Below are 20,286 nucleotides of genomic sequence, written 5' to 3' on the forward strand. Positions count from 1 at the left end.
CCAACTCAGCGATGCAGCCACATGCGGATCGCAAGCAGCAATTGGTCGGTGTTGACCGGTTTGGCGAGGTAGTCGGACGCGCCGGCTTCGAGGCATTTCTCCCGGTCGCCCTTCATCGCCTTGGCGGTCAACGCGATGATCGGCAGACGGGCGAAGGCCGGGTTCTCGCGGATCACGCCGATGGTCTGGTAGCCATCCATCTGCGGCATCATGATGTCCATCAGCACGATCGCGATCTCCGGATTGGATTCGACCAAGGTCACCGCCTCGCTGCCGGTCGTGGCCGTCAGCACCTTCATGCCGCGTCGTTCCAGCACGCTCGAGAGCGCGAAGATATTGCGGGCATCGTCGTCGACGAGCAGGGCGGTCTTGCCGATCAGGTCCTCGTCGGAACTGTTCAGCTTCTCCAGCATGCGCTGCTTCTCGAGCGGCAACTCCGTGATCACGCGGTGCAGGAACAACGCGGTCTCGTCGAGCAGGCGCTCGGGCGATTCCACGCCCTTGACCACGATGCTGCGTGCCATGGTGTGGAGTTCCGCATCCTCCTCGGCCGAGAGCTCGCGGCCGGTGAACACCACGACGGGGATGTTCGACAGCGCCTCGTCGTTGCGGATCTGATCGAGCACCTCGAAGCCGCTCATGTCGGGCAGCCTGAGGTCGAGCACCACGCAATCGCAGGGTTGCTCGCGCAACGTCGTGAGCGCGCCTGCCCCGGTATCCGTGGCCAGGATCTCGATGTCGTCGTGGTGCAGCAGCTCGCGGATCGAGAGCCGCTCGGCCTCGTTGTCCTCGACGATCAAGAGCCGCTTGCGCCGCGGCCGCGCATATTCCTTGATCTGCGTCAGCGCGGCCGAGACGCCCTCGGTCGTCGTCGGCTTGTTGACGAAGGAGAAGGCGCCGCGCGCCAGCGCATGCTGGCGGTCCTCGTCGAGCGTGATGATCTGGACCGGGATGTGGCGGGTGAGCGGATTGTGCTTGAGCTGGCTCAGCACGGTCCAGCCGAGCATGTCGGGCAGGAACACGTCGAGCGAGACGGCCGTCGGCTGGTATTGCTTGGCGAGCTCGAGGGCCTCGGCGCCGCGCGCGGCGACCAGGACCTTGAAGCCCTTGTCGCGGGCCAGATCGACCAGCACGCGGGCATAATGCGGATCGTCCTCGACGATCAGGAGAATGGTGTCGCCGGGCTCGAGGTTGAGGCGGTCGTCGGGCAGCTGCTCGATAACGCGCTGCTGGTCAGGCGCGGCAGGCTGCAGCGCCGGCGGCTGGCCGTATTGCTGTGACGCCGGCGCCCGCGGCGCGAGGGTCGGGCCGGAATATTTCAAGGGCAGATAGAGCGTGAAGGTCGAGCCCTTGCCCGGCGCGCTGCGCAGGTGGATCTCGCCGCCGAGCAGGCTGGCAAGCTCGCGGCTGATCGCAAGGCCGAGGCCGGTGCCGCCATATTTGCGGCTGGTGCCGGCATCGGCCTGCTGGAACGCCTCGAAGATCAGCTTCTGCTTCTCCAGGGGAATGCCGATGCCGGTGTCGGACACTTCGAAGGCGATCACGGCCGGCGCCGAGTTCAGCACCGGATGATCCGACCCCCAGCCGCCGATTGCGCCGGCGACTTTCAGGCGCACTTCGCCGTCGGCGGTGAACTTGAAGGCGTTGGAGAGCAGATTCTTCAGAACCTGTTGCAGCCGCTTGGAGTCGGTCACGATGCTGCGCGGCAGGTTCGGATCGACGTCGATCTTGAACGACAGGTTGCGGTTGTCCGCCTCGTGCCGGAACGGCCGGCCGACGGTCTCGAGCAGGTTCGCGGTCAGGATTTCCTCGGCGTCGACCGTCACGGTGCCGGACTCGATCTTGGAGAGATCGAGAATGTCGCTGATGAGGTTGAGCAGGTCGGTGCCGGCACCATGGATGGTGCGGGCGAACTCGACCTGCTTGGCCGAGAGGTTGCCATCGGGATTGTCGCTGAGCTGCTGTCCGAGGATCAGGATCGAGTTCAGCGGCGTACGCAGCTCGTGGCTCATATTGGCGAGGAATTCGGACTTGTACTTCGACGTCAGCGCGAGCTCGGTCGCCTTCTCCTCGAGCGCGCGGCGGGCCTGCTCGATTTCCTGGTTCTTGCGTTCGACCTCGACGTTGCGCTCGGCGAGCTGCTGCGCCTTCTGCTCGAGCTGGTCGTTGGTCTGCTGCAATTCGCGCTGCTGGGTCTGCAGCTCGCCGGCGAGCTGCTGCGACTGCTTGAGCAGGCCTTCGGTCTGCATCGTGGCCTCGATCGAATTGAGCACGATGCCGATGGAGTCGGTGAGCTGCTCCAGGAACGTCATCTGCGAGGTCGTGAAGGAGACCAGCGAGGCGAGCTCGATCACGGCCTTGACTTGGCCCTCGAACAGCACCGGCAGCACGACGAGGTTCTTCGGGGCGACGCGGAACAGCGCCGAGTTGATCGGCACCACGTCCGAGGGAATGTCGGAGACGACGCGCGGCCGCTTGTCGAAGGCGCATTGGCCGATCAGGCCTTCGCCGAACTGCAGCACCGGCTGATAGGGGTAGACGCCGTCGCTGGCGTAGGAGGCGAGCAGCAGGAGCTGGGGATCGTTCTCGTTCTCGACCTGGTAGATCACGCCCGTATGGGCGTTCACCAGCGGCGACAATTCGGTGAGCAGCAATCGGCCGACCGTGGTGAGATCGCGCTGTCCCTGGAGCATGTTGGTGAACTTGGCGAGGTTGGTCTTGAGCCAGTCCTGCTCGGTATTCACGTCCGTCGTGAGACGGAGGTTGGTGATCATCGTGTTGATGTTGTCCTTCAGCTCCGCCACTTCGCCGCGGGCGTCGACCTGGATCGACCGCGTCAGGTCGCCCTTGGTCACCGCAGTTGCGACTTCCGCGATCGCGCGCACCTGCGAAGTCAGGTTGGCCGCGAGCAGGTTGACGTTGCCGGTGAGATCCTTCCAGGTGCCGGCAGCGCCGGGCACGTTGGCCTGGCCCCCGAGGCGGCCTTCGACGCCGACCTCGCGCGCCACCGACGTCACCTGATCGGCGAAGGTCGCGAGCGTCTCGGTCATGTTGTTGATGGTGTCGGCGAGCGCCGCGACCTCGCCCTTCGACTTCACCGTGAGGTTCTGCTTCAGATCGCCGTTGGCGACCGCGGTCACCACCTTGACGATGCCGCGCACCTGCTCGGTCAGGTTCGCCGCCATGAAGTTGACGGTGTCGGTGAGATCCTTCCAGGTGCCGGCGACGCCGGGCACTTGCGCCTGGCCGCCCAGCTTTCCTTCCGTGCCCACCTCGCGCGCGACGCGCGTCACTTCGCCGGCGAAGGCGTTGAGCTGGTCCACCATGGTGTTGATGGTGTTCTTCAGCTCCAGGATTTCGCCCTTCACGTCGACGGTGATCTTGCGCGAGAGGTCGCCGCGCGCGACCGCCGTGGTGACTTCGGCGATGTTGCGGACCTGGGTGGTGAGGTTCGCAGCCAAGAGGTTGACGTTGTCGGTGAGATCCTTCCAGGTGCCGCCGACGCCGGGTACGACGGCCTGACCGCCGAGCCGGCCCTCGGTGCCGACCTCGCGCGCCACGCGCGTGACTTCGGCGGCGAAGGAGCGGAGCTGCTCGACCATGGTGTTCAGCGTGTCCTTCAGGAGAAGGATCTCGCCGCGTACGTCCACCGTGATCTTCTTCGACAGGTCGCCGCCGGCGATGGCGGTTGCGACCTCGGCGATGTTGCGGACCTGCGCCGTCAGGTTGGAGGCCATGAAGTTGACGTTGTCGGTGAGGTCCTTCCAGGTGCCGGCGACGCCAGGCACCTCGGCCTGGCCGCCGAGCTTGCCTTCGGTGCCGACCTCGCGCGCCACGCGCGTGACTTCGCCGGCAAAGCCGTTGAGCTGGTCCACCATGGTGTTGATGGTGTTCTTCAGCTCGAGGATTTCGCCCTTCACGTCGACGGTGATCTTGCGCGAGAGGTCGCCGCGCGCCACCGCGGTCGTCACCTCGGCGATATTGCGGACCTGGGCGGTGAGGTTACCCGCCATCGAGTTGACGCTGTCGGTGAGATCCTTCCAGGTGCCGGCGACGCCGGGCACGTTGGCCTGACCGCCGAGGCGGCCTTCGGTGCCGACCTCGCGCGCCACGCGCGTCACCTCGCCCGCGAAGCGGTTGAGCTGGTCGACCATGGTGTTCAGCGTGTCCTTGAGCTGAAGGATCTCGCCGCGCACGTCCACAGTGATCTTGCGCGACAGGTCGCCGCCGGCGATGGCGGTGGCAACTTCCGCGATGTTGCGGACCTGCGCGGTGAGGTTGCCCGCCATCGAGTTCACGGAGTCGGTCAGGTCCTTCCACGTGCCGGCGACGCCGGGCACGTCGGCCTGGCCGCCGAGCTTGCCGTCGGTGCCGACCTCGCGCGCCACGCGCGTGACTTCGCCGGCGAAGGCGTTGAGCTGGTCGACCATGGTGTTGAGCGTTTCCTTCAGCTGAAGGATTTCGCCCGAGACGTTCACCGTGATCTTCTTGGACAAGTCGCCCTTCGCCACCGCGGTTGCGACCTCGGCGATGTTGCGGACCTGGCCGGTGAGGTTCGAGGCCATCGAGTTGACGCTGTCGGTGAGGTCCTTCCACGTGCCGCCGACGCCGCGCACCACCGCCTGACCGCCGAGCTTGCCTTCGGTGCCGACCTCGCGCGCCACGCGCGTGACTTCACCGGCGAAGGCGTTGAGCTGGTCCACCATCGTGTTGATGGTGTCCTTCAACTCGAGGATCTCGCCGCGCACGTCCACGGTGATCTTCTTCGAGAGGTCGCCGCCGGCGACTGCGGTGGTCACCTCGGCGATGTTGCGGACCTGCGCGGTCAGGTTCGAGGCCATCGAGTTGACGCTCTCGGTGAGGTCCTTCCAGGTGCCGGCGACGCCGAGCACGTTGGCTTGGCCGCCGAGCCGGCCCTCGGTGCCGACCTCGCGGGCGACGCGCGTGACTTCGCCGGCGAAGGCGTTGAGCTGGTCGACCATGGTGTTGAGCGTTTCCTTCAGCTGAAGGATCTCGCCCGAGACGTTCACCGTGATCTTCTTCGACAAGTCACCGCTCGCGATGGCGGTCGCGACGTCGGCGATGTTGCGGACCTGCGCGGTCAGGTTGGAGGCCATGAAGTTGACGTTGTCGGTGAGGTCCTTCCAGGTGCCGGCGACGCCCGGCACCTGGGCCTGGCCGCCGAGCTTGCCCTCGGTGCCCACCTCGCGCGCGACGCGCGTGACTTCCGAGGCGAACGAGTTGAGCTGGTCCACCATCGTGTTGATGGTGTCCTTCAGCTCCAGGATCTCGCCGCGCACGTCCACGGTGATCTTGCGCGAGAGGTCGCCGCGCGCCACGGCGGTGGTGACGTTGGCGATGTTGCGCACCTGTGCGGTCAGGTTGCCGCACATCGCGTTGACGGAGTCGGTCAGGTCCTTCCAGGTGCCGGCGACGCCGGGCACGATGGCCTGGCCGCCGAGCTTGCCGTCGGTGCCGACCTCGCGCGCCACGCGCGTCACTTCGGAGGCGAAGGAGCGCAGCTGGTCCACCATCGTATTGATGGCTTCCTTGAGCTGGAGGATCTCGCCGCGGACGTCGACCGTGATCTTCTTGGAGAGGTCGCCGTTGGCGACCGCGATCGTCACCTCGGCGATGTTGCGAACCTGGTTGGTCAGGTTGTTCGCCATCGAGTTGACGCTCTCGGTGAGGTCCTTCCAGACGCCGGTCACCTCCGGCACCTGGGCCTGGCCGCCGAGCTTGCCTTCGGTGCCGACCTCGCGCGCCACGCGCGTCACCTCCGAGGTGAACACGCCGAGCTGCTTGATCATGGTGTTGACGATCGTCGCCGACTGCAAGAACTCGCCGCGGAGCGGACGGCCGTCGACGTCGAGCTTGACGGTCTGCAGCAGGTCGCCCTGGGCGACAGCGGCAACCGCGCGTGTCACCTCGCGCGTCGGCCACAACAAGTCGTCGATCAGCGTGTTGACCGAACCTTCCATGTCGGCCCAGGAGCCCGACGCAAGGCCGAATTTCACGCGCTGGCGGGTCTTGCCTTCGCGTCCCACCACCTGGCCCACCAGCTCGAGCTGCTGTGCCATGCGCTGGTTCGCGGCGATAATTTCGTTAAAAGTGTCGGCGATCTTGCCGTCAATACCGAGATAGTCGCCGCTCATGCGCACCGAAAAGTCACCGCTGCGCATCGCTTGGAGGGCGAGCAGCAGTTCCGCTCGGGAATCTGACTCGGACGTACCGTTGATTTTTGGCTTTGGGACGCGACGACCGGAGCGTGATGCAGTTCCGGAATCGAGGTCGCTCATACTGTTTCCCCCGCAGGCGTCGGCCGAATCTGAGGCAAGACGCGTTCGACGAAATAAGAGCGTCAGCCAAATTCGAAATCAAGCGCCAACGTACGGCGCAAGGAAATGGAACCCGCTTTGCTCAGCCCGACCGAGTTAACAACGGACCGACCGGTTTGTTCCATACCCCTCGAAAGGAAAAAGGCCGCAGGGGCGGGTCGTCAACGCCTCCGACGTCCGCAGCCCTGCTTCGGAACGGAGCGCCGAGCCTGACGGTTAGCCAGCGCAGACAGGGAGAACGGACATGAAGGCAGCAATTTTCGCCATCGCCCTCACGGCGCTTGCCGCGGGGTCGGCTCTGGCGCAGGGCGGTGCGCCAAGCGGGCGCGGCTCCGTGACGGGCGACCCCGCCGCAAGCTCCGCCAACCCGCAGGCGGACACGCCGACCACCGGAGCGGCCACCCGCTCGAATCCAAGCGGAAGCGGCACGTCCTCGTCCGGCGGCAAGGACGACAACGGCGATGCGGGTCGCGACAAGATGCCGGAGAGCGACCGCACCGTGCGGCCGCAGAGCCAGCAACATCCGAACGCCAAGTAGAGTTATTTGTCCGCCATGGTGCGCTCGGCGTCCCTGACCTGCGCGCGCAGCAGCGGAAGCTGTTCGCGCGCGAACGCTGCGAGCGCTGCATTGTCGGGCGCCGTCAGATAGCGTTCGAGCAGGCTGATGATCGATTCATACTCGGGAATCTGCGCGGCATAGAAACTTCTGACGTAGGCCGGACCATCCGACATTTCGGGCTCGACGAGGCTCGCGCTCGAGGATGTCGCCCTGCCAACATGCAATTCCGCGCCGATGGCCTCCTGGACCTCTTTCAGCCTCTTGTCGCGCTTAGCCGCTTCCTCGGCGCGCAGGGCGGCGAGGTTCTTGACCTCGGCGTTGCCCTTGAGGTCGGTGTTCTCGAGCAGCCCCTGTTGAAACCGGCTGAAATTGTAGGCACCGCTGATCACCTCGATCGCGGAGGGCGCCCGTGCGCCGGGCTTTCGTTCGCCAAGGCTGTCGGCAAGCGCCGAGGCGCTGATCAATGCCAGAATGATTGCGGCGACAACTCGCATCGATCTTCAATGACGAACCGCATGCGAAAGTTCCCCGACCATTACGATCCGGTAAGCGGGTTGCGGCGCAAGAGTTCCGTCCCCACGTCCTCTAGATGAAACAGTCTGACGTCTTCAGAGACAACGCCGACAATTGTCTTCAGCTTGCCGAGCGCGCTGACGGACAGCCCGCCCATAAGCGCTATTCGCGCATGGCCGACGCCTGGACGGCACTCGCCAACGAGCAGGATTGGCTCGACGGCGAAATTTCGCCCGTTCCCGTCCATGCAGCTCCAAAGCGGAACGGGTGAGCTCGTCTTCAAAAATCTGCATGTGAGACCGCTCACGGAAGGCGCACAACTGATTTGGGATCATCCGGGAACGTCGATCGCGGAGATTTCCAATTGCAGAAGGAGGTTTGGCGATGGCTCCACGTCTGGCTCTTCTCTCCCTCATTCTCGCCTTTGGCGTCTCCGTCGCGTTCGCGACGGTGACGACGGTGCGACAGGTGCATCTCGAGAGCGCATCTGCCGTCCATGCTGTGCGCAGCTGATTGCGGCAGCGGAACATTCGACGCCGCAATGCGTAAGCGCTCCGACACATCAGCAGAAGCGAGAGCGCATCATGGCCCATTCCGACCAAGGCATCGTCAAGGACAAGCGTGGGGAGGTGCAGCCCCGCGACAAGGAACGTGCGCAATCCGTGCACAAGGCGGATCCGAAAGGCTCCCCCTCGCGTGAAGCGACGCGCGATCCCAAGCTGAACGACAACATCAAGACGCCGGGTTCCGGCGCCATGCCGGACGGCTCGAGCGACGCCACGGGCTAGCTCTCACCAGGAACGAATTTCCGCGGGAAGTGTCGACGGATTGCTTCCGGCAGTCATGCCCCCGGTGCGCCGGAAGCAATCTCCAAGGACGGCCCTGGCACCCACCGTGCCGGGGTCGTTTGCTTTTGGTGGGGGCTTTCCGTGCGTCATTCGGCGCCGCTCTCCGGATCCCCCTGAGTATGTCCTTCAGGCCCGCGGCCGAATACGCCGAAGCTGCTTGACTTCACGCCCGCAGCGGCATCGACGCCCACAGCGGCCAGTCCGAACTTCAGGAGTTCGCGGACTGCTGCCGCCCGCGTCGGCATGCGGTGCTTGAACCGGAAATCGTCAATGGCGGCCAACTCTTCCGGCGAGAGCATGACCTGAAGGCGCTCGGCGCGAAGGTCGTTCATGGCGATCACGCAAATTGAGTAGGTTGAGTAGCTTACTCAACGAACCTACTTGATGAGAGTTCCGCGAAAGCCGACGAAGTCTGCAAGGGAGTAGGAAATCAAATAAAATCAATAATTTATTGAAACGCATGCCGCCGCAAGGCATTGTTCCGGAAGGGAGAGAGACCATGACGGACGAAGTCAGGTTACCTCGCAAGCTTTCCGCAACATTGATGAGGTCGAGCGCTGGGCCAACAGCCCGGGCCTTCAGCCGCCGCAATCGCAGCCTTCGACGGGAGCGAAAGCGAGCTAGGGCATGATCCGAAAAAGTGCGAAGCGGTTTTCCGCAAAGATCATGCGTAAACAACAATCTAAAGCGCGATGACGATTCATCTCATCGCGCTTTAAGGCTTTGCGAAGCGAGAGCCCGTTGCCGACGGCGAATGGCCTGATCGGCGCGATTTGTGGGAGACATTGCGAAGCTTGCGCCTGAGCCACCAGGCCGACACGGACACGATGGCCCAGACCGTCAGCGCGGCGAAAAAAGCGAGCGCGACGCTTGACCCGACGATCAAATGGAAGATAGCGGCGAACGCGGCGAGGCCGATGCTACCGAGCGCGGCGCCGGCAGCATCGAGCGCCGCGGCCTTCTGTCCGCGACGCCGCCCGCTCAGGCCGGCCTTCTCCTTGGCGTGACGCTCGTGGCTTTCGATCAGCGTCGCGCTGGCGCAGAAGATGGCCGGAAGAGCAAGAAAGAGCCCGCCGACGGACGGGCCGGACTTCGAGCCGATAACGCCCGCGAGCACCGTCGCACCGCCGCCGAGCACGAAGCGAATGGCGTACTCGTACCACCGCGTCTGTTTCAGCGCCGATGTCGATAGCTTCACCAGCATCAGGCGGCACCTCCCAGGCCGGCGAGCAGGCCGAAGGCGACAACGAGCCATGCGGCAAAGGCGAGGATCGTGGCTGGAAGCGCGCCGAAACGGAACCTCATCAGGAGGTGGCAGACGACGACGCTGTAGCAGGCGAGCGCGACGGCGCCATAGATCATCGTCCAGCTCTGGGCCGCAGCATATTGCGGGCCGTGCTGGACCACTGCGATGGCGAGGGTGGCAAGCGCCACCGACGGTGCGGCGCCGAGCAGCCCGGCAAAGCTCTTCGGCCGCAGCATGTCACCGAGGATCGCGAAGACGGATACGATCAGGCCGCCGGCGACGAAGCGCACGAGATATTCAGTCATGGCTGTCCCCCCGAGCCCCTGCGCTGCCGCTGCCGTGACTTCGCCATCGTGAACGGCCGGAACAGGCGCTCGACAACGATGCCCAGCATGAAACCTGCCACGACATCGCTGGCCCAGTGCGCGAGCAGCGCGACGCGCGTCAGGGACAGCGCTACCGCAAAGGAGCGCGCCAGGTTGCCCGGGGCCGGCGGCAACAGGCCTGCGGCCGAGGCAAGGGCGCCCATATGCACGGCGTGACCTGAGGGAAATGCATCGTGCGCGCGCCCCGAAAAGGGAACACCGCGCCCATGGCCGCTCACCGTCAGCCGGTCGGGCCTCGTCTGATCGAACACGGATTTCAAGACATGTGGTAACACGGCCGTCGCCAGCGACACGATCAGGACGTGATCGGCAACGGGGCGCTGCTGCGGGTGCCGGAAGCGGGTGTAGAGCCATCCTGCTGCCGCGAGCGCAACCAGGACATGCTCGTCGGCGCCCCAGGTCATGGCCTGGGCGGCATGCTCGAGCCCCGAGTTGGTATTGTGCGCGATCTCGTTGGCGATCGCCGTGTCGATCCGGGTGGGTTTGACTATTACAAGGGCCATCGGTCCGTCGGCGACTGTTCCTCCGTGACAGTTTGTAAAGCCTGGAAACAAAGAAGGTTCCTGGCTCAACCGGCAGGCACCGCCCAGCGGCAGCGCGATGACGTTCTCATCGCGCGCGAGAAGGGACGCCGGCAGGGCCGGCATCCCTCAGCAATGCGTTACTTGCTGGATTGGCCGACGCTCGGCGCCCGGCCGAGGTTCTTGGCCATCTCGAGGTGGTGCTTCAACGCCGGGAGCGTCTTGCCGGCCCAATCCTTGAGCTCGGCATTGTCGCCGCCCTTGGCGTAGCGCTCGAACAGCGACACGGCATCTTCATGCGCGCTGACCTGATAGGAATTGTAGTCCGAGCTGAAATCCTTGCCGCTCGCATTCTTGAGCTTGTCGATCTTGCTCTGATGCGAGCTGTCGAGCGCCGTCGGCAGCTTGGCCTGCACCTTGCCATTGCCGACCAGTCCCTTGAGCTCGTTGCTCGTCTTGGTGTGATCGGTGATCATCTGCTGCGCGAAGGCTTTCTCTTCCGCGTTGCCCTTCTGCTGGGCGAGCTTGCTCGATTCGATCTCAAACATGTCGCTGATCGCGACCTGCGTCACGAAGTCCGCGGTCGCAGGCGCAACGCCGAGCGCCGAACTCACGCCGGTCTTTTCGCCCAGCGACTGGGCGAGAGCGGGGCCTGCGAGAATCATGCAGGCAAGAGCGATGATTGTGCGTTTCATGGTCAAATCCTTCCGAAAAGGTCGCGTGGCCGCTTGCCGGCGACGTGCGGCGACCAACACGCCGCCGGGGCCGAGGTTCCTAACGGCTAATCCGCGCGATTCCGTCCGGTGCGCGGATTGATGGGATCTGTCGGCTTGCGTCGAAGCCGTTCGGGCAGGAACGGTTCGGCCGCCGTGGCGGTCGCGTCGGCCCGTACGTCCGCGTGGTGCTGCGCCTGCTCGTGGGAGGTGGGGTTGTCACTGATCCGGCGCTTGACGTCGAGACCGTCGACCGGATCGTTGACGCCGTGCCGGATGTCGCGGAAATCACTCATGGCTGGCCTCATTGCTTTCCTGGCAGGATCGATTCCAGCACCTGCCGCGCTGCTCCCTTGATCATCCCGCTCTCGTTCGGGTCGCCCTTCATCAGGGCGAGCGAGAAGTTCTTCGCCTGCTGCAAGGTGATGTGTGGCGGCAGCGGCGGCACCTCGGGATCGGTTTTCACTTCCAGCACGACGGGCATCTCGCTTGTTAGCGCCTGTTCCCAGGCCGAGCCGAGCAGCTGTGGGCTGTCGACGAAGATGCCGCGCAGGCCGATCAGTTCGGCGAAGCGCGAATAGGAGACGTCGGGAATGCGCTGTGACGCCTCGAACTTGGGATCACCGTTGATGATGCGTTGCTCCCAGGTGACTTGGTTGAGGTCCTCGTTGTTGAAGACGCAGACGATAAAACGCGGGTCGTTCCAGTCGCGCCAATACTTCGCCGCGGTGATCAGCTCGGCCATGTTGTTCATCTGCATGGCGCCGTCCCCGACGAGTGCAATCACGGGGCGGTCTGGATGGGCGTATTTGGCCGCGAGCGCGTAAGGCACCGCAGCGCCCATCGAGGCGAGCCCGCCGGAGAGCGAGGCCGTCATGCCGCGCCGCATCTTCAGGTCGCGGGCGAACCAGTTGGCGCAGGAGCCGGAATCGCTGGTGATGATGGCGCGGTCGGGCAGGCGCGGCGACAATTCCCAGGCGACGAGCTGCGGATTGACTGGTGCGGCGGGCTGATGCGCGCGGCCATCCAAAGTCTTCCACCACGTCGTAACGTCGTCCTGAATGCCCTGGCGCCAGGCGCCGTCGCTCTTGGGCTTCAGCCGCGGCAGCAATGCGCGCAGCGTCTCGGCGGCATCTCCGATGAGGCCGACTTCCATGGGAAAGCGGATCGACATCATGCTGGCATCGATGTCGATCTGCACGCCACGCGCGCTGCCTTCCTTCGGCAGGAATTCGGCGTAAGGAAAGGCCGAGCCCACCATCAGCAGCGTGTCGCATTCCATCATCATGTTGTAGCTGGGCTCGGTGCCGAGCAGGCCGATCGAGCCGGTGACCCATGGCAGGTCGTCGGGCAGCGCCGCCTTGCCCAGCATCGCCTTGGCGCAGCCGGCCGACAGCCGGTCGGCGACCGCGATGACGTCGTCGGTGGCGCCGAGCGCTCCGGCGCCGACGAGCATTGCGACCTTTTTGCCGGCATTGAGGATCTCCGCGGCGCGGTCGAGATCGGCATCACGAGGAATGACTTTAGGCGCGCTATATCCAACGCCCGAGTGCAGCGTGCCGTGGGCGCGGGGCGGGTCCTCGTAAGCCTCCTCCTGCAAGTCGTTGGGCAAGATGATGACGGTGGGAGTCCGCCGCGCCAGTGCGATCCGCACCGACCGATCAATCAGGTGCCGCACCTGCGCAGGCGAGGAGGCCTGCATGACATAGGCGCCCGCGACGTCCTTGAACATCGAGAGGAGGTCGAGTTCCTGCTGATATTGACCGCCGAGGGCGTTGCGCGACTGCTGGCCGACGATCGCCAGCACCGGCTGGTGATCGAGCAGCGCATCGTACAGCCCGGTGAGGAGATGCGAGGCGCCGGGACCGGAGGTCGCAATGCAGACGCCGAGCTGACCTGAGAATTTTGCGTAAGCGGTGGCCATGAATGCCGCCATCTCCTCGTGCCGCGCCTGCACGAAGCCGATCTTGCCGTCGGCCCGGTTCATCGCACCGAACACGCCGTTGATGCCGTCGCCCGGATAGCCAAAGATGTGGCGCACGCCCCATTGGTGCAGGCGCTGAATGATGAAGTCGGAGACGGTCTGGGACATTGCGGGCGGCTTTCTCTGTTGCGGCCTCGATAGCCTCAGAGAACCGGTTCTTTGTGGCGATGTTCCCAAGCATTTCCGGAACACGCGCCGGAACGATCGCGCACCGCTTTCGGTTGATTCACAAATAGCCGAGTGGAGAATAACGATGCTCAATCAGAGCGAACTGGACCGTAACGAGATGGGCCGGCTGATCGGAAGCGACAAGGTCGAGGGAACCGCGGTCTACGGTGCCGATCGCAACAAGATCGGTTCAATCGAACGGGTCATGATCGACAAGATCAGCGGCAAGGTCTCATATGCGGTGCTTGGTTTCGGCGGCTTTCTCGGCCTCGGCAATGATCACTATCCGTTGCCCTGGCAATCTCTGAAGTACGACACCGAGCTCGGCGGTTACGTGACTGCGATCACCGCCAAGGATCTCGAAGGCGCGCCGAAATACGGTGAGAAGACCGACTGGAACTGGAGCGACGACGCCGCCGTGCGCGGCATCAACTCCTATTACGGTGTTCCCTTCGCTTGAGCTTTGAGAGGCGCGGCGCCTCACTCACTCCGCCGCTTCTCTCCGCCCCGGGCCCGCATGCACATGCACCTGCTTGGCATGCAGCACCTCGCCGCATTCCGAGCACACCATTACGGGATCGAACAGCTTGCCGCAGCTCTTGTGCTCGTGCAGCAGCGGGCGGCCGCGCTCGTCGCCCATATGGGCGTCGCCCCAATGCACCATCGCCATGATGATCGGGTAGAGGTCGAGCCCCTTCTGGGTCAGGATGTATTCGTAACGCTTCGGTGCTTCGGAATAGGGGACGCGGCGCAGGATGCCGAAGCGGACCAGCTTCTTCAGCCGCTCCGAGAGCAGATGGCGTGTGATCTGCAGCGAGGACTGAAACGCCTCGAACCGCCGTACCCGCAGGAAGCACTCGCGCAGGATCAGCAGCGTCCAGCGGTCGCCAATCGCGGCGACGGTGCGCGCGAGCGAGCAGGGCTCTTCCTCCAGCGTGTCCCATTTCATGATGCGGTTCCTGCAAGTCCTCAGTCTGAAAAAGGAACTAAGTTGATCGATCAGAGAGATTTTCACTAGAAGCTAACATTCAGCCGCTCAGTTTGACAGTTCTATTTTTGAACTATAGCCTCCGGCACATAAATGCCGCGCGCTCGCAGCGCGGCCCATGGGAGGAGGCGGTCTTGTCCAAGCGAAACGCCACTGCGGCCGTCATCGGAGCCGGCGATTTCATCGGCGCCGAGATCGCCAAGAAGTTTGCCGCCGAAGGGTTCTCGATTTTCGCCGGCCGCCGCAATGGCGATAAGCTGGCGCCGCTGGTGCAAGAGATCGAAGCTGCCGGTGGTGACATCCACGCGCGCTCGCTCGACGCGCGGAAGGAAGATGAGGTCATCGCCTTCCTCAACGACGCCGACAAGCATGCACCGCTCGAAGTCTGCATCTTCAACGTCGGCGCCAACGTCAATTTCCCGATCCTCGACACCACCGAGCGCGTGTTTCGGAAAGTGTGGGAGATGGCCTGCTATTCCGGCTTCCTCGCGGGCCGTGAGGCGGCGCGGCTGATGCTGCCGCGCGGCGGCGGCAACATCTTCTTCACGGGTGCGACCGCGAGCTTGCGCGGCGGCAGCGGGTATGCCGCCTTCGCCAGCGCCAAGTTCGGCCTGCGCGCGGTCGCGCAGGCGATGGCGCGCGAGCTCGGGCCGAAGAACATCCACGTCGCCCATCTCATCATCGATTCCGGCGTCGATACCGAATGGGTGCGCCAGCGTCGGCTCGAGGCGCTCGGGCCGAATGCGCTCGATAATCCCGATCTCCTGATGCCGCCGTCATCGGTCGCGAGCGCCTATTGGCAGCTCTACCAGCAGCCGAAGAGCGCCTGGACCTTCGAGATGGAGATCCGCCCCTTCGGAGAGAAATGGTGACCGCCGCGAGAAAGTCCGGCTAGACTGAGCTCAACATCAAGCAAAACCGGGAGGACCTTCAGTGAAGACCGCGATCACCGAACTGTTCGGCATCGAGCACCCGATCATCCAGGGCGGCATGCATTTCGTCGGCTTCGCCGAGCTGGCCGCTGCCGTCTCCAATGCCGGCGGGCTCGGCATCATCACCGGTCTCACGCAGAAGACACCCGAGCTGCTCGCCAAGGAGATCGCGCGCTGCCGCGACATGACGGACAAGCCGTTCGGCGTCAACCTCACCTTCCTGCCGGCCTTCTCGGCGCCGCCTTATCCGGAATATATCGCGGCCATCGTCGAGGGCGGCATCAAGGCGGTGGAGACCGCGGGCCGCAGCCCGGAAGCCTACATGCCGGCGCTGAAGGCCGCCGGCATCAAGGTCATCCACAAATGCACATCGGTGCGTCACTCGCTCAAGGCCGAGCGCATCGGCTGCGACGCCGTCAGCGTCGACGGCTTTGAGTGCGGCGGCCATCCCGGCGAGGACGACATTCCCAACATGATCCTGCTGCCGCGTGCGGCGGAAGAGCTGAAGATCCCGTTCGTCGCCTCCGGCGGCATGGCCGATGATCGCAGCCTGGTCGCGGCGCTCTCGCTGGGCGCGGCGGGCATGAACATGGGCACGCGCTTCATCGCCACCAAGGAAGCGCCGGTGCACCAGAACGTCAAGAATGCTCTCGTCGCAGCCACCGAGCTCGATACCCGCCTGATCATGCGGGCGTTGCGCAATACCGAGCGCGTCCTGAAGAACGCCAATGTCGACCGCCTGCTCGAGATCGAGCGCGAAAAGGGCGCCAAGCTCACGATCGACGACATCCACGACCAGGTCGCGGGCGTCTATCCCAAGATCATGCTGGACGGCCAGATGGATGCCGGCGCCTGGAGCTGCGGCATGGTCGCGGGCCTGATCCACGACATCCCGTCCTGCAAGGAGCTCATCGATCGCATCATGGGCGAGGCTGAAACCATCATCCGCAGCCGCCTGCTGGGGTTCCTGGACGGGACGGACGCTGCGCGAAAGGTCGCCTGACACCGTCAAACTTCTTAACCACGGCGGCATCTGACCGCTGGAATTACGCGCGGCGCCTCTTAGATAGGGGTAAATTGCCCCTTTCATAAATCGATTTCAGGAGGCGTCCGTGGTCCTGAAAAGCGTTCCCTTCGCAATTGCCCTCGCCCTCCTGGTCGCAGGGGCCGGTGTTGCGCGCGCCGACGACTACAAGCCCGGCGAATATCTCGGTCTCGATCTCTCCGAGGCGGTGCTGTCGCCGAAACGTCTCGGGCCGGAGACGCACTTCGCGCCGGTCGCGCTCGAAGCGCGTGGCGCGAACGAAGCGCAGGCGCGTGCTGAGCCGGTCGATGTGCCGAAGAAGGTTGCCGCCGAACGTGTTCGTGTGGCCGAGCCGAAGAGCGCGCATGCCAGAAGCGCACCGTCGCGCGGGGCGGCCCGCGCCAAGCTAGCACGCCGCGGCAACCCGCTCGATGCGCAGGCGATGGACACCCGCATCCAGACCTGGCCATGCCGCTCTGGCGGCATTTGCAACTGGAAGCGGTGATCACAGCCGTCATCCCCGCGTCGCAAAACCGTAGGCGCGGAGTCAAGAAACCGTAAGCCGGCAGTCAAGGAGCGCAGGCACCTTCCGTCGCGATTCGACGAAGGTCTCCTGAATGGCAACGCTCCGCGCCTCGCGCGCCTGGACCCGGCGGCAGTTCCTGGTCCGCTCCGCTTCCAGTCTCGCCATCGCCTCGCTCGCGAAGCCTCATGTGAGCCGCGCCGCCGATCGACCGCAGATCACAGGCGGCATCCAGTCCGGGGACGTCTCCGGCGGCTCCGCGGTGATCTGGGCGCGCGCCAATCGGCCCGCGCGGATGCAGGTGGAATGCTCCACGGTCGAGAGCTTCAAGACCATCATCGCCTCGGCCTCCGGCGATGCGCTGCCCGCTGCCGATCTCACTGCAAAACTCCTGCTGGCGGATCTGCCGCCTGGGCAAGACATCTTCTACCGCGTCGGCTTCGACGACATCGCCACCGGACTCGTCGGCGAAAGCCGCGTCGGCCATTTCCGCACCGCGCCGGCAGCGCGCCAGTCGATCTCGTTTCTGTGGTCCGGTGACACCGCGGGCCAGGGCTGGGGCATCGACGTCTCCCGCGGCGGCTATCGCAGCTATCGCACCATGCTCGATAACAATCCAGATTTCTTCATCCACTGTGGCGATCACATCTACGCGGACTGCACGATCCCTTCCGAACAGAAGCTGCCGAACGGCGAGACCTGGCGCAACCTCGTCACCGAAGAGAAGTCGGAGGTGGCGCACACCCTGGCGCAGTTCCGCGGCAATTACAAATACAACCATCTCGACGAACACTTTCGCGCCTTCCATGCAGAGGTGCCGATGTTCGCGCAATGGGACGATCACGAGGTGACCAACGACTGGTCGCCGATCGGGACCTATGACGAGTCCGGACACGAGGACGACGGCACCCCGCGCCTGGTCGCGCGAGCCCGCCGGGCCTTCTTCGACTTCATGCCAATCCGCGACATCGGCGCGCGGCACGGCCGCGTCTATCGCAAGATCGCCTATGGCCCGCTGCTCGACGTCTTCATGATCGACATGCGCAGCTACCGCGACGAGAGCTGGAACAAGGGCGATGATCACCGCGGCTGGATCCTGGGCGCCGAGCAGCTCGCCTGGCTCAAGCGCGAGCTCGCCGCTTCGCGCGCGACCTGGAAGGTGATCGCGGCCGACTTGCCGATTGGCCTGATCAGCCTGGATGCCGTTGCGCTCGGCGATGGGCCGCCCGACCGGCGTGAGCACGAGATCGCCGATCTGCTCGCATTCATCACGCGCGCCGGTATCCGCAACATCGTCTGGCTCACCGCCGACATGCATTACACCGCCGCGCACTACTACGATCCGAAGAAGGCGCAATTTAAGGATTTCGAGCCGTTCTGGGAGTTCGTCTCCGGCCCGCTGCATGCCGGCAGCTGGGGACCGGGCGAGCTCGACGACACCTTCGGCCCGGTCGCGATATACCAGCATGGCTGCAGCGCTGCGCAAGGCGAGAATCTCGCGCCCTGCTTCGGCTTGCAGTTCTTCGGGCGGGTCGACATCGATGGCCACAGCGGCGTGATGACCGTGACCCTGAAGGACGTCGACAATCGCGACCTCTGGTCGGTCGACATCGTGCCGCAGCCGCAGGTGCATCCGTCGCTGGTGGCGCAGCATTGGTGAGGTTGCTAACCCGATCTTGATTGGCCGCTTTGCTCCTCCCGCGCTAGGGTGAGGGGTCCCGCCACTTCTTTTCCATCACCGAAAAGTCTGCTCACGCGGCATCGCCGCGCGATCCGGTGGGCTGAATTGCTCAGGAGCCTGTTGCACGGATCATCTGAAAACACAGGGCATCAGCATGCCCAAGCTCGGCCTCGGCACCTTCCGCATGCAGGGCGATGCCTGCCGTGCCGCGGTCGAGAGCGCGCTTTCGATCGGCTATCGCCACATCGATACCGCCGAGATGTACGCCAACGAGGAGGCGATCGGCGCGGCCATCGCCGCGTCCGGCGTGTCGCGTGGCGAGTTGCACGTCACCACGAAAGTCTGGCACGAGAACCTCAGCTCCGATGCGATCCGCCGCGCTTTCGACGCCAGCCTCAAGAAGCTCCGGCTCGACCATGTCGACCTCTATCTCGCGCATTGGCCGTCGAAGGCCGCGAACTGGGGGGCGGTGTTCGAAACGCTGATGACGCTCAAGGAGGAGGGGCGCACGCGCGCCATCGGCGTTGCCAATTTCACCACCGCGCTGCTCAAGGTCGCGGTCGAGGAGATCAAGGCGCCGATCGCCTGCAACCAGGTCGAATATCACGCCATGCTCGATCAATCGAAGGTGCTTGCCTATCTCCAGCCGAGGTCGATCCCGCTGGTTGCCTATTGTCCGCTGGCGCAAGGGCGTTTCGTGGCCGATCCGGTGCTGGCCGACATCGGCGCCCGGCACGATGCCACCGCCGCGCAGGTCGCTTTGAAATGGCTGCTCGACCAGGACGGCGTCGCCGCGATCCCGAAGGCCTCGCGGCGCGAGAGCCAGCAGGCCAATCTCGACGCGCTGAAGATCACGCTCGACGATGCCGACCGCGAGAAGATCGCCGCGCTGGCGAAGGACAGACGCTGCGTCAATCCAGGCTTCGCGCCGGCGTGGGATTAGCTGCAGTGATCGGGCAATAGAAATGGCCCCGTGAGGGGCCATTTCCTTGTCGCGTTGCGCATTAGTCCCAGTGGTGATGGCGATGGCTGCGCTTGATCACGACGACCTTGTCGCCGCGATGGTGGCGATGCCAGCCATGATGACGATGTCCGCGGAATTCGGCGCGGGCGCCGTACGGGCCGTGGTGATGATGATGATAGCCGCCGCTGCGCTTGATCACCACCGTCTCCGCACTTGCGAGCGTCGGCGCCGCGATCACGAGCGCACCGAGAGCCGCAAACACATAACCAAGCTTCGTCATGATGTCCTCCTCCAAACGAATGCACATCTAAACCGCAGATTTGCGCGAACGTTCCGGAGGAGCGGGGAGAGAATTCTGAACGGATGTTCAGACGAAGGCGTGCTAATCGCAGCGCTGCTGCGCGGGCGTCGGCGCACCGCTGGCGACGTATTTGCCGTTGCTGATCGTGTACTCGCCGCGCTCGCCGCGATTGTAGATCGCGCGCAGGCTGCCGTCCTTCTGCAACAGCAACCCGAACTCGCGGGCCTGATGCAGCGAGGGGAAGTACACCATGACATTGAGCAGGCCCTCGGCATTGACCGTGGCGGACACCACCTCGTTCTCGTCCCTGGCCTCGCCGAAATCGCGCCGGTACATCACACGGCCGTCTTTCCGGATTTCGTAAGTCAAGCGCGCGCCCTGGTCGCGGTCGGGCCTACCCGAGCAATCGACCGCCCAGGAGCCGAGCAGGCCCCATTGCTCCACGGTCACGGCCAGCGTCTCGGCACCAGCCGTGGGGGTGAACGCGACCCACAGCACCGCAGCCGCGATCCAGCGGCCCGAACAACGCATCATGTCCTGAAAAACCCCGCCTCGAACAATTCCAAAGTTTAGCATCCCGCGCGCGGCCCTGCCACG

At 64.6% G+C, this 20,286-nt stretch carries 22 protein-coding genes; 10 read left to right on the top strand and 12 right to left on the bottom strand.

The genetic code is table 11. The features are described from left to right. Window positions 1–5 precede the first annotated feature (5 nt). Window positions 6–6,299, bottom strand: a complete 6,294-nt coding sequence (locus I6F12_RS02135) for a HAMP domain-containing protein (protein ID WP_074447528.1) — start codon at window positions 6,297–6,299, stop codon at window positions 6–8. 283 nt (window positions 6,300–6,582) lie between these two features. On the opposite strand from I6F12_RS02135, the gene I6F12_RS02140 reads away from it, so the two are divergent. Further along, the gene (locus tag I6F12_RS02140) at window positions 6,583–6,876 is read left to right on the top strand and encodes a hypothetical protein (RefSeq protein ID WP_225155398.1); all 294 of its coding nucleotides are present in this window, start codon (window positions 6,583–6,585) and stop codon (window positions 6,874–6,876) included. 2 nt (window positions 6,877–6,878) lie between these two features. On the opposite strand, the gene I6F12_RS02145 is transcribed toward I6F12_RS02140, so the two are convergent. Continuing rightward, a complete protein-coding gene (locus I6F12_RS02145; protein ID WP_225155399.1) occupies window positions 6,879–7,391 on the bottom strand; it encodes a DUF4142 domain-containing protein in 513 nt (170 codons plus the stop codon). A 95-nt stretch (window positions 7,392–7,486) separates the two neighbouring features. Here I6F12_RS02145 and I6F12_RS02150 point away from each other — a divergent pair, with 95 nt between their 5' ends. The 3 genes from I6F12_RS02150 (at window position 7,487) to I6F12_RS02155 (ending at window position 8,198) form a co-directional block, all read left to right on the top strand. Next, the gene (locus I6F12_RS02150; RefSeq protein WP_074447527.1) at window positions 7,487–7,681 is read left to right on the top strand and encodes a hypothetical protein; all 195 of its coding nucleotides are present in this window, start codon (window positions 7,487–7,489) and stop codon (window positions 7,679–7,681) included. A 113-nt stretch (window positions 7,682–7,794) separates the two neighbouring features. After that, complete coding sequence (locus tag I6F12_RS37260; protein ID WP_271542554.1) at window positions 7,795–7,923, top strand: hypothetical protein; 129 nt, start codon at window positions 7,795–7,797, stop codon at window positions 7,921–7,923. A gap of 71 nt (window positions 7,924–7,994) precedes the next feature. After that, complete coding sequence (locus I6F12_RS02155) at window positions 7,995–8,198, top strand: hypothetical protein (protein WP_036003938.1); 204 nt, start codon at window positions 7,995–7,997, stop codon at window positions 8,196–8,198. 146 nt (window positions 8,199–8,344) lie between these two features. Here I6F12_RS02155 and I6F12_RS02160 read toward each other — a convergent pair whose 3' ends face one another. From I6F12_RS02160 to I6F12_RS02190, 7 genes are all read right to left on the bottom strand, one after another. Continuing rightward, window positions 8,345–8,590, bottom strand: coding sequence for a hypothetical protein (locus I6F12_RS02160; protein WP_036003940.1), 246 nt, complete (start codon window positions 8,588–8,590; stop codon window positions 8,345–8,347). 383 nt (window positions 8,591–8,973) lie between these two features. Continuing rightward, complete coding sequence (locus tag I6F12_RS02165) at window positions 8,974–9,462, bottom strand: DUF3147 family protein (protein WP_225155400.1); 489 nt, start codon at window positions 9,460–9,462, stop codon at window positions 8,974–8,976. Next, window positions 9,462–9,809, bottom strand: coding sequence for a DUF3147 family protein (locus I6F12_RS02170; protein ID WP_036030998.1), 348 nt, complete (start codon window positions 9,807–9,809; stop codon window positions 9,462–9,464). The genes I6F12_RS02165 and I6F12_RS02170 overlap by 1 nt, the downstream gene beginning before the upstream one ends. Then, window positions 9,806–10,393, bottom strand: coding sequence for a phosphatase PAP2 family protein (locus I6F12_RS02175; RefSeq protein WP_225155401.1), 588 nt, complete (start codon window positions 10,391–10,393; stop codon window positions 9,806–9,808). Before I6F12_RS02175 ends, I6F12_RS02170 begins: the two co-directional genes overlap by 4 nt. 158 nt (window positions 10,394–10,551) lie before the next feature. Next, window positions 10,552–11,106 (bottom strand): DUF4142 domain-containing protein, encoded by a 555-nt coding sequence (locus tag I6F12_RS02180; protein ID WP_225155402.1) that lies wholly within the window; start codon window positions 11,104–11,106, stop codon window positions 10,552–10,554. An 86-nt stretch (window positions 11,107–11,192) separates the two neighbouring features. Then, entirely contained in the window at window positions 11,193–11,420 is a 228-nt protein-coding gene (locus I6F12_RS02185) for a hypothetical protein (protein ID WP_036003954.1), read from the bottom strand. An 8-nt stretch (window positions 11,421–11,428) separates the two neighbouring features. Then, entirely contained in the window at window positions 11,429–13,216 is a 1,788-nt protein-coding gene (locus I6F12_RS02190; protein ID WP_225155403.1) for a thiamine pyrophosphate-requiring protein, read from the bottom strand. A 145-nt stretch (window positions 13,217–13,361) separates the two neighbouring features. On the opposite strand from I6F12_RS02190, the gene I6F12_RS02195 reads away from it, so the two are divergent. Further along, window positions 13,362–13,736 (top strand): PRC-barrel domain-containing protein, encoded by a 375-nt coding sequence (locus I6F12_RS02195; protein ID WP_036003959.1) that lies wholly within the window; start codon window positions 13,362–13,364, stop codon window positions 13,734–13,736. 24 nt (window positions 13,737–13,760) lie between these two features. On the opposite strand, the gene I6F12_RS02200 is transcribed toward I6F12_RS02195, so the two are convergent. Continuing rightward, window positions 13,761–14,225 (bottom strand): helix-turn-helix domain-containing protein, encoded by a 465-nt coding sequence (locus I6F12_RS02200; protein WP_036031008.1) that lies wholly within the window; start codon window positions 14,223–14,225, stop codon window positions 13,761–13,763. Between the two features lie 173 nt (window positions 14,226–14,398). On the opposite strand from I6F12_RS02200, the gene I6F12_RS02205 reads away from it, so the two are divergent. The 5 genes from I6F12_RS02205 (at window position 14,399) to I6F12_RS02225 (ending at window position 19,367) form a co-directional block, all read left to right on the top strand. After that, window positions 14,399–15,136, top strand: coding sequence for an SDR family oxidoreductase (locus I6F12_RS02205; protein ID WP_036031046.1), 738 nt, complete (start codon window positions 14,399–14,401; stop codon window positions 15,134–15,136). A 61-nt stretch (window positions 15,137–15,197) separates the two neighbouring features. Further along, on the top strand, window positions 15,198–16,199 hold the full coding sequence (locus I6F12_RS02210; RefSeq protein ID WP_225155404.1) for a nitronate monooxygenase family protein: 1,002 nt from the start codon (window positions 15,198–15,200) through the stop codon (window positions 16,197–16,199). A gap of 109 nt (window positions 16,200–16,308) precedes the next feature. Continuing rightward, entirely contained in the window at window positions 16,309–16,725 is a 417-nt protein-coding gene (locus tag I6F12_RS02215) for a hypothetical protein (RefSeq protein WP_225155405.1), read from the top strand. Window positions 16,726–16,837: 112 nt separating this feature from the next. After that, window positions 16,838–18,403 (top strand): alkaline phosphatase D family protein, encoded by a 1,566-nt coding sequence (locus tag I6F12_RS02220; RefSeq protein ID WP_225155406.1) that lies wholly within the window; start codon window positions 16,838–16,840, stop codon window positions 18,401–18,403. Window positions 18,404–18,578: 175 nt separating this feature from the next. After that, window positions 18,579–19,367 (top strand): aldo/keto reductase, encoded by a 789-nt coding sequence (locus I6F12_RS02225; RefSeq protein ID WP_225155407.1) that lies wholly within the window; start codon window positions 18,579–18,581, stop codon window positions 19,365–19,367. A gap of 61 nt (window positions 19,368–19,428) precedes the next feature. On the opposite strand, the gene I6F12_RS02230 is transcribed toward I6F12_RS02225, so the two are convergent. Next, window positions 19,429–19,668, bottom strand: a complete 240-nt coding sequence (locus tag I6F12_RS02230) for a hypothetical protein (RefSeq protein ID WP_109145899.1) — start codon at window positions 19,666–19,668, stop codon at window positions 19,429–19,431. A gap of 102 nt (window positions 19,669–19,770) precedes the next feature. After that, window positions 19,771–20,223, bottom strand: coding sequence for a hypothetical protein (locus I6F12_RS02235; RefSeq protein ID WP_192893286.1), 453 nt, complete (start codon window positions 20,221–20,223; stop codon window positions 19,771–19,773). Window positions 20,224–20,286: the final 63 nt, after the last annotated feature.

The organism is Bradyrhizobium sp. IC4059, from assembly GCF_020193615.1.
GTDB lineage: Bacteria > Pseudomonadota > Alphaproteobacteria > Rhizobiales > Xanthobacteraceae > Bradyrhizobium > Bradyrhizobium yuanmingense.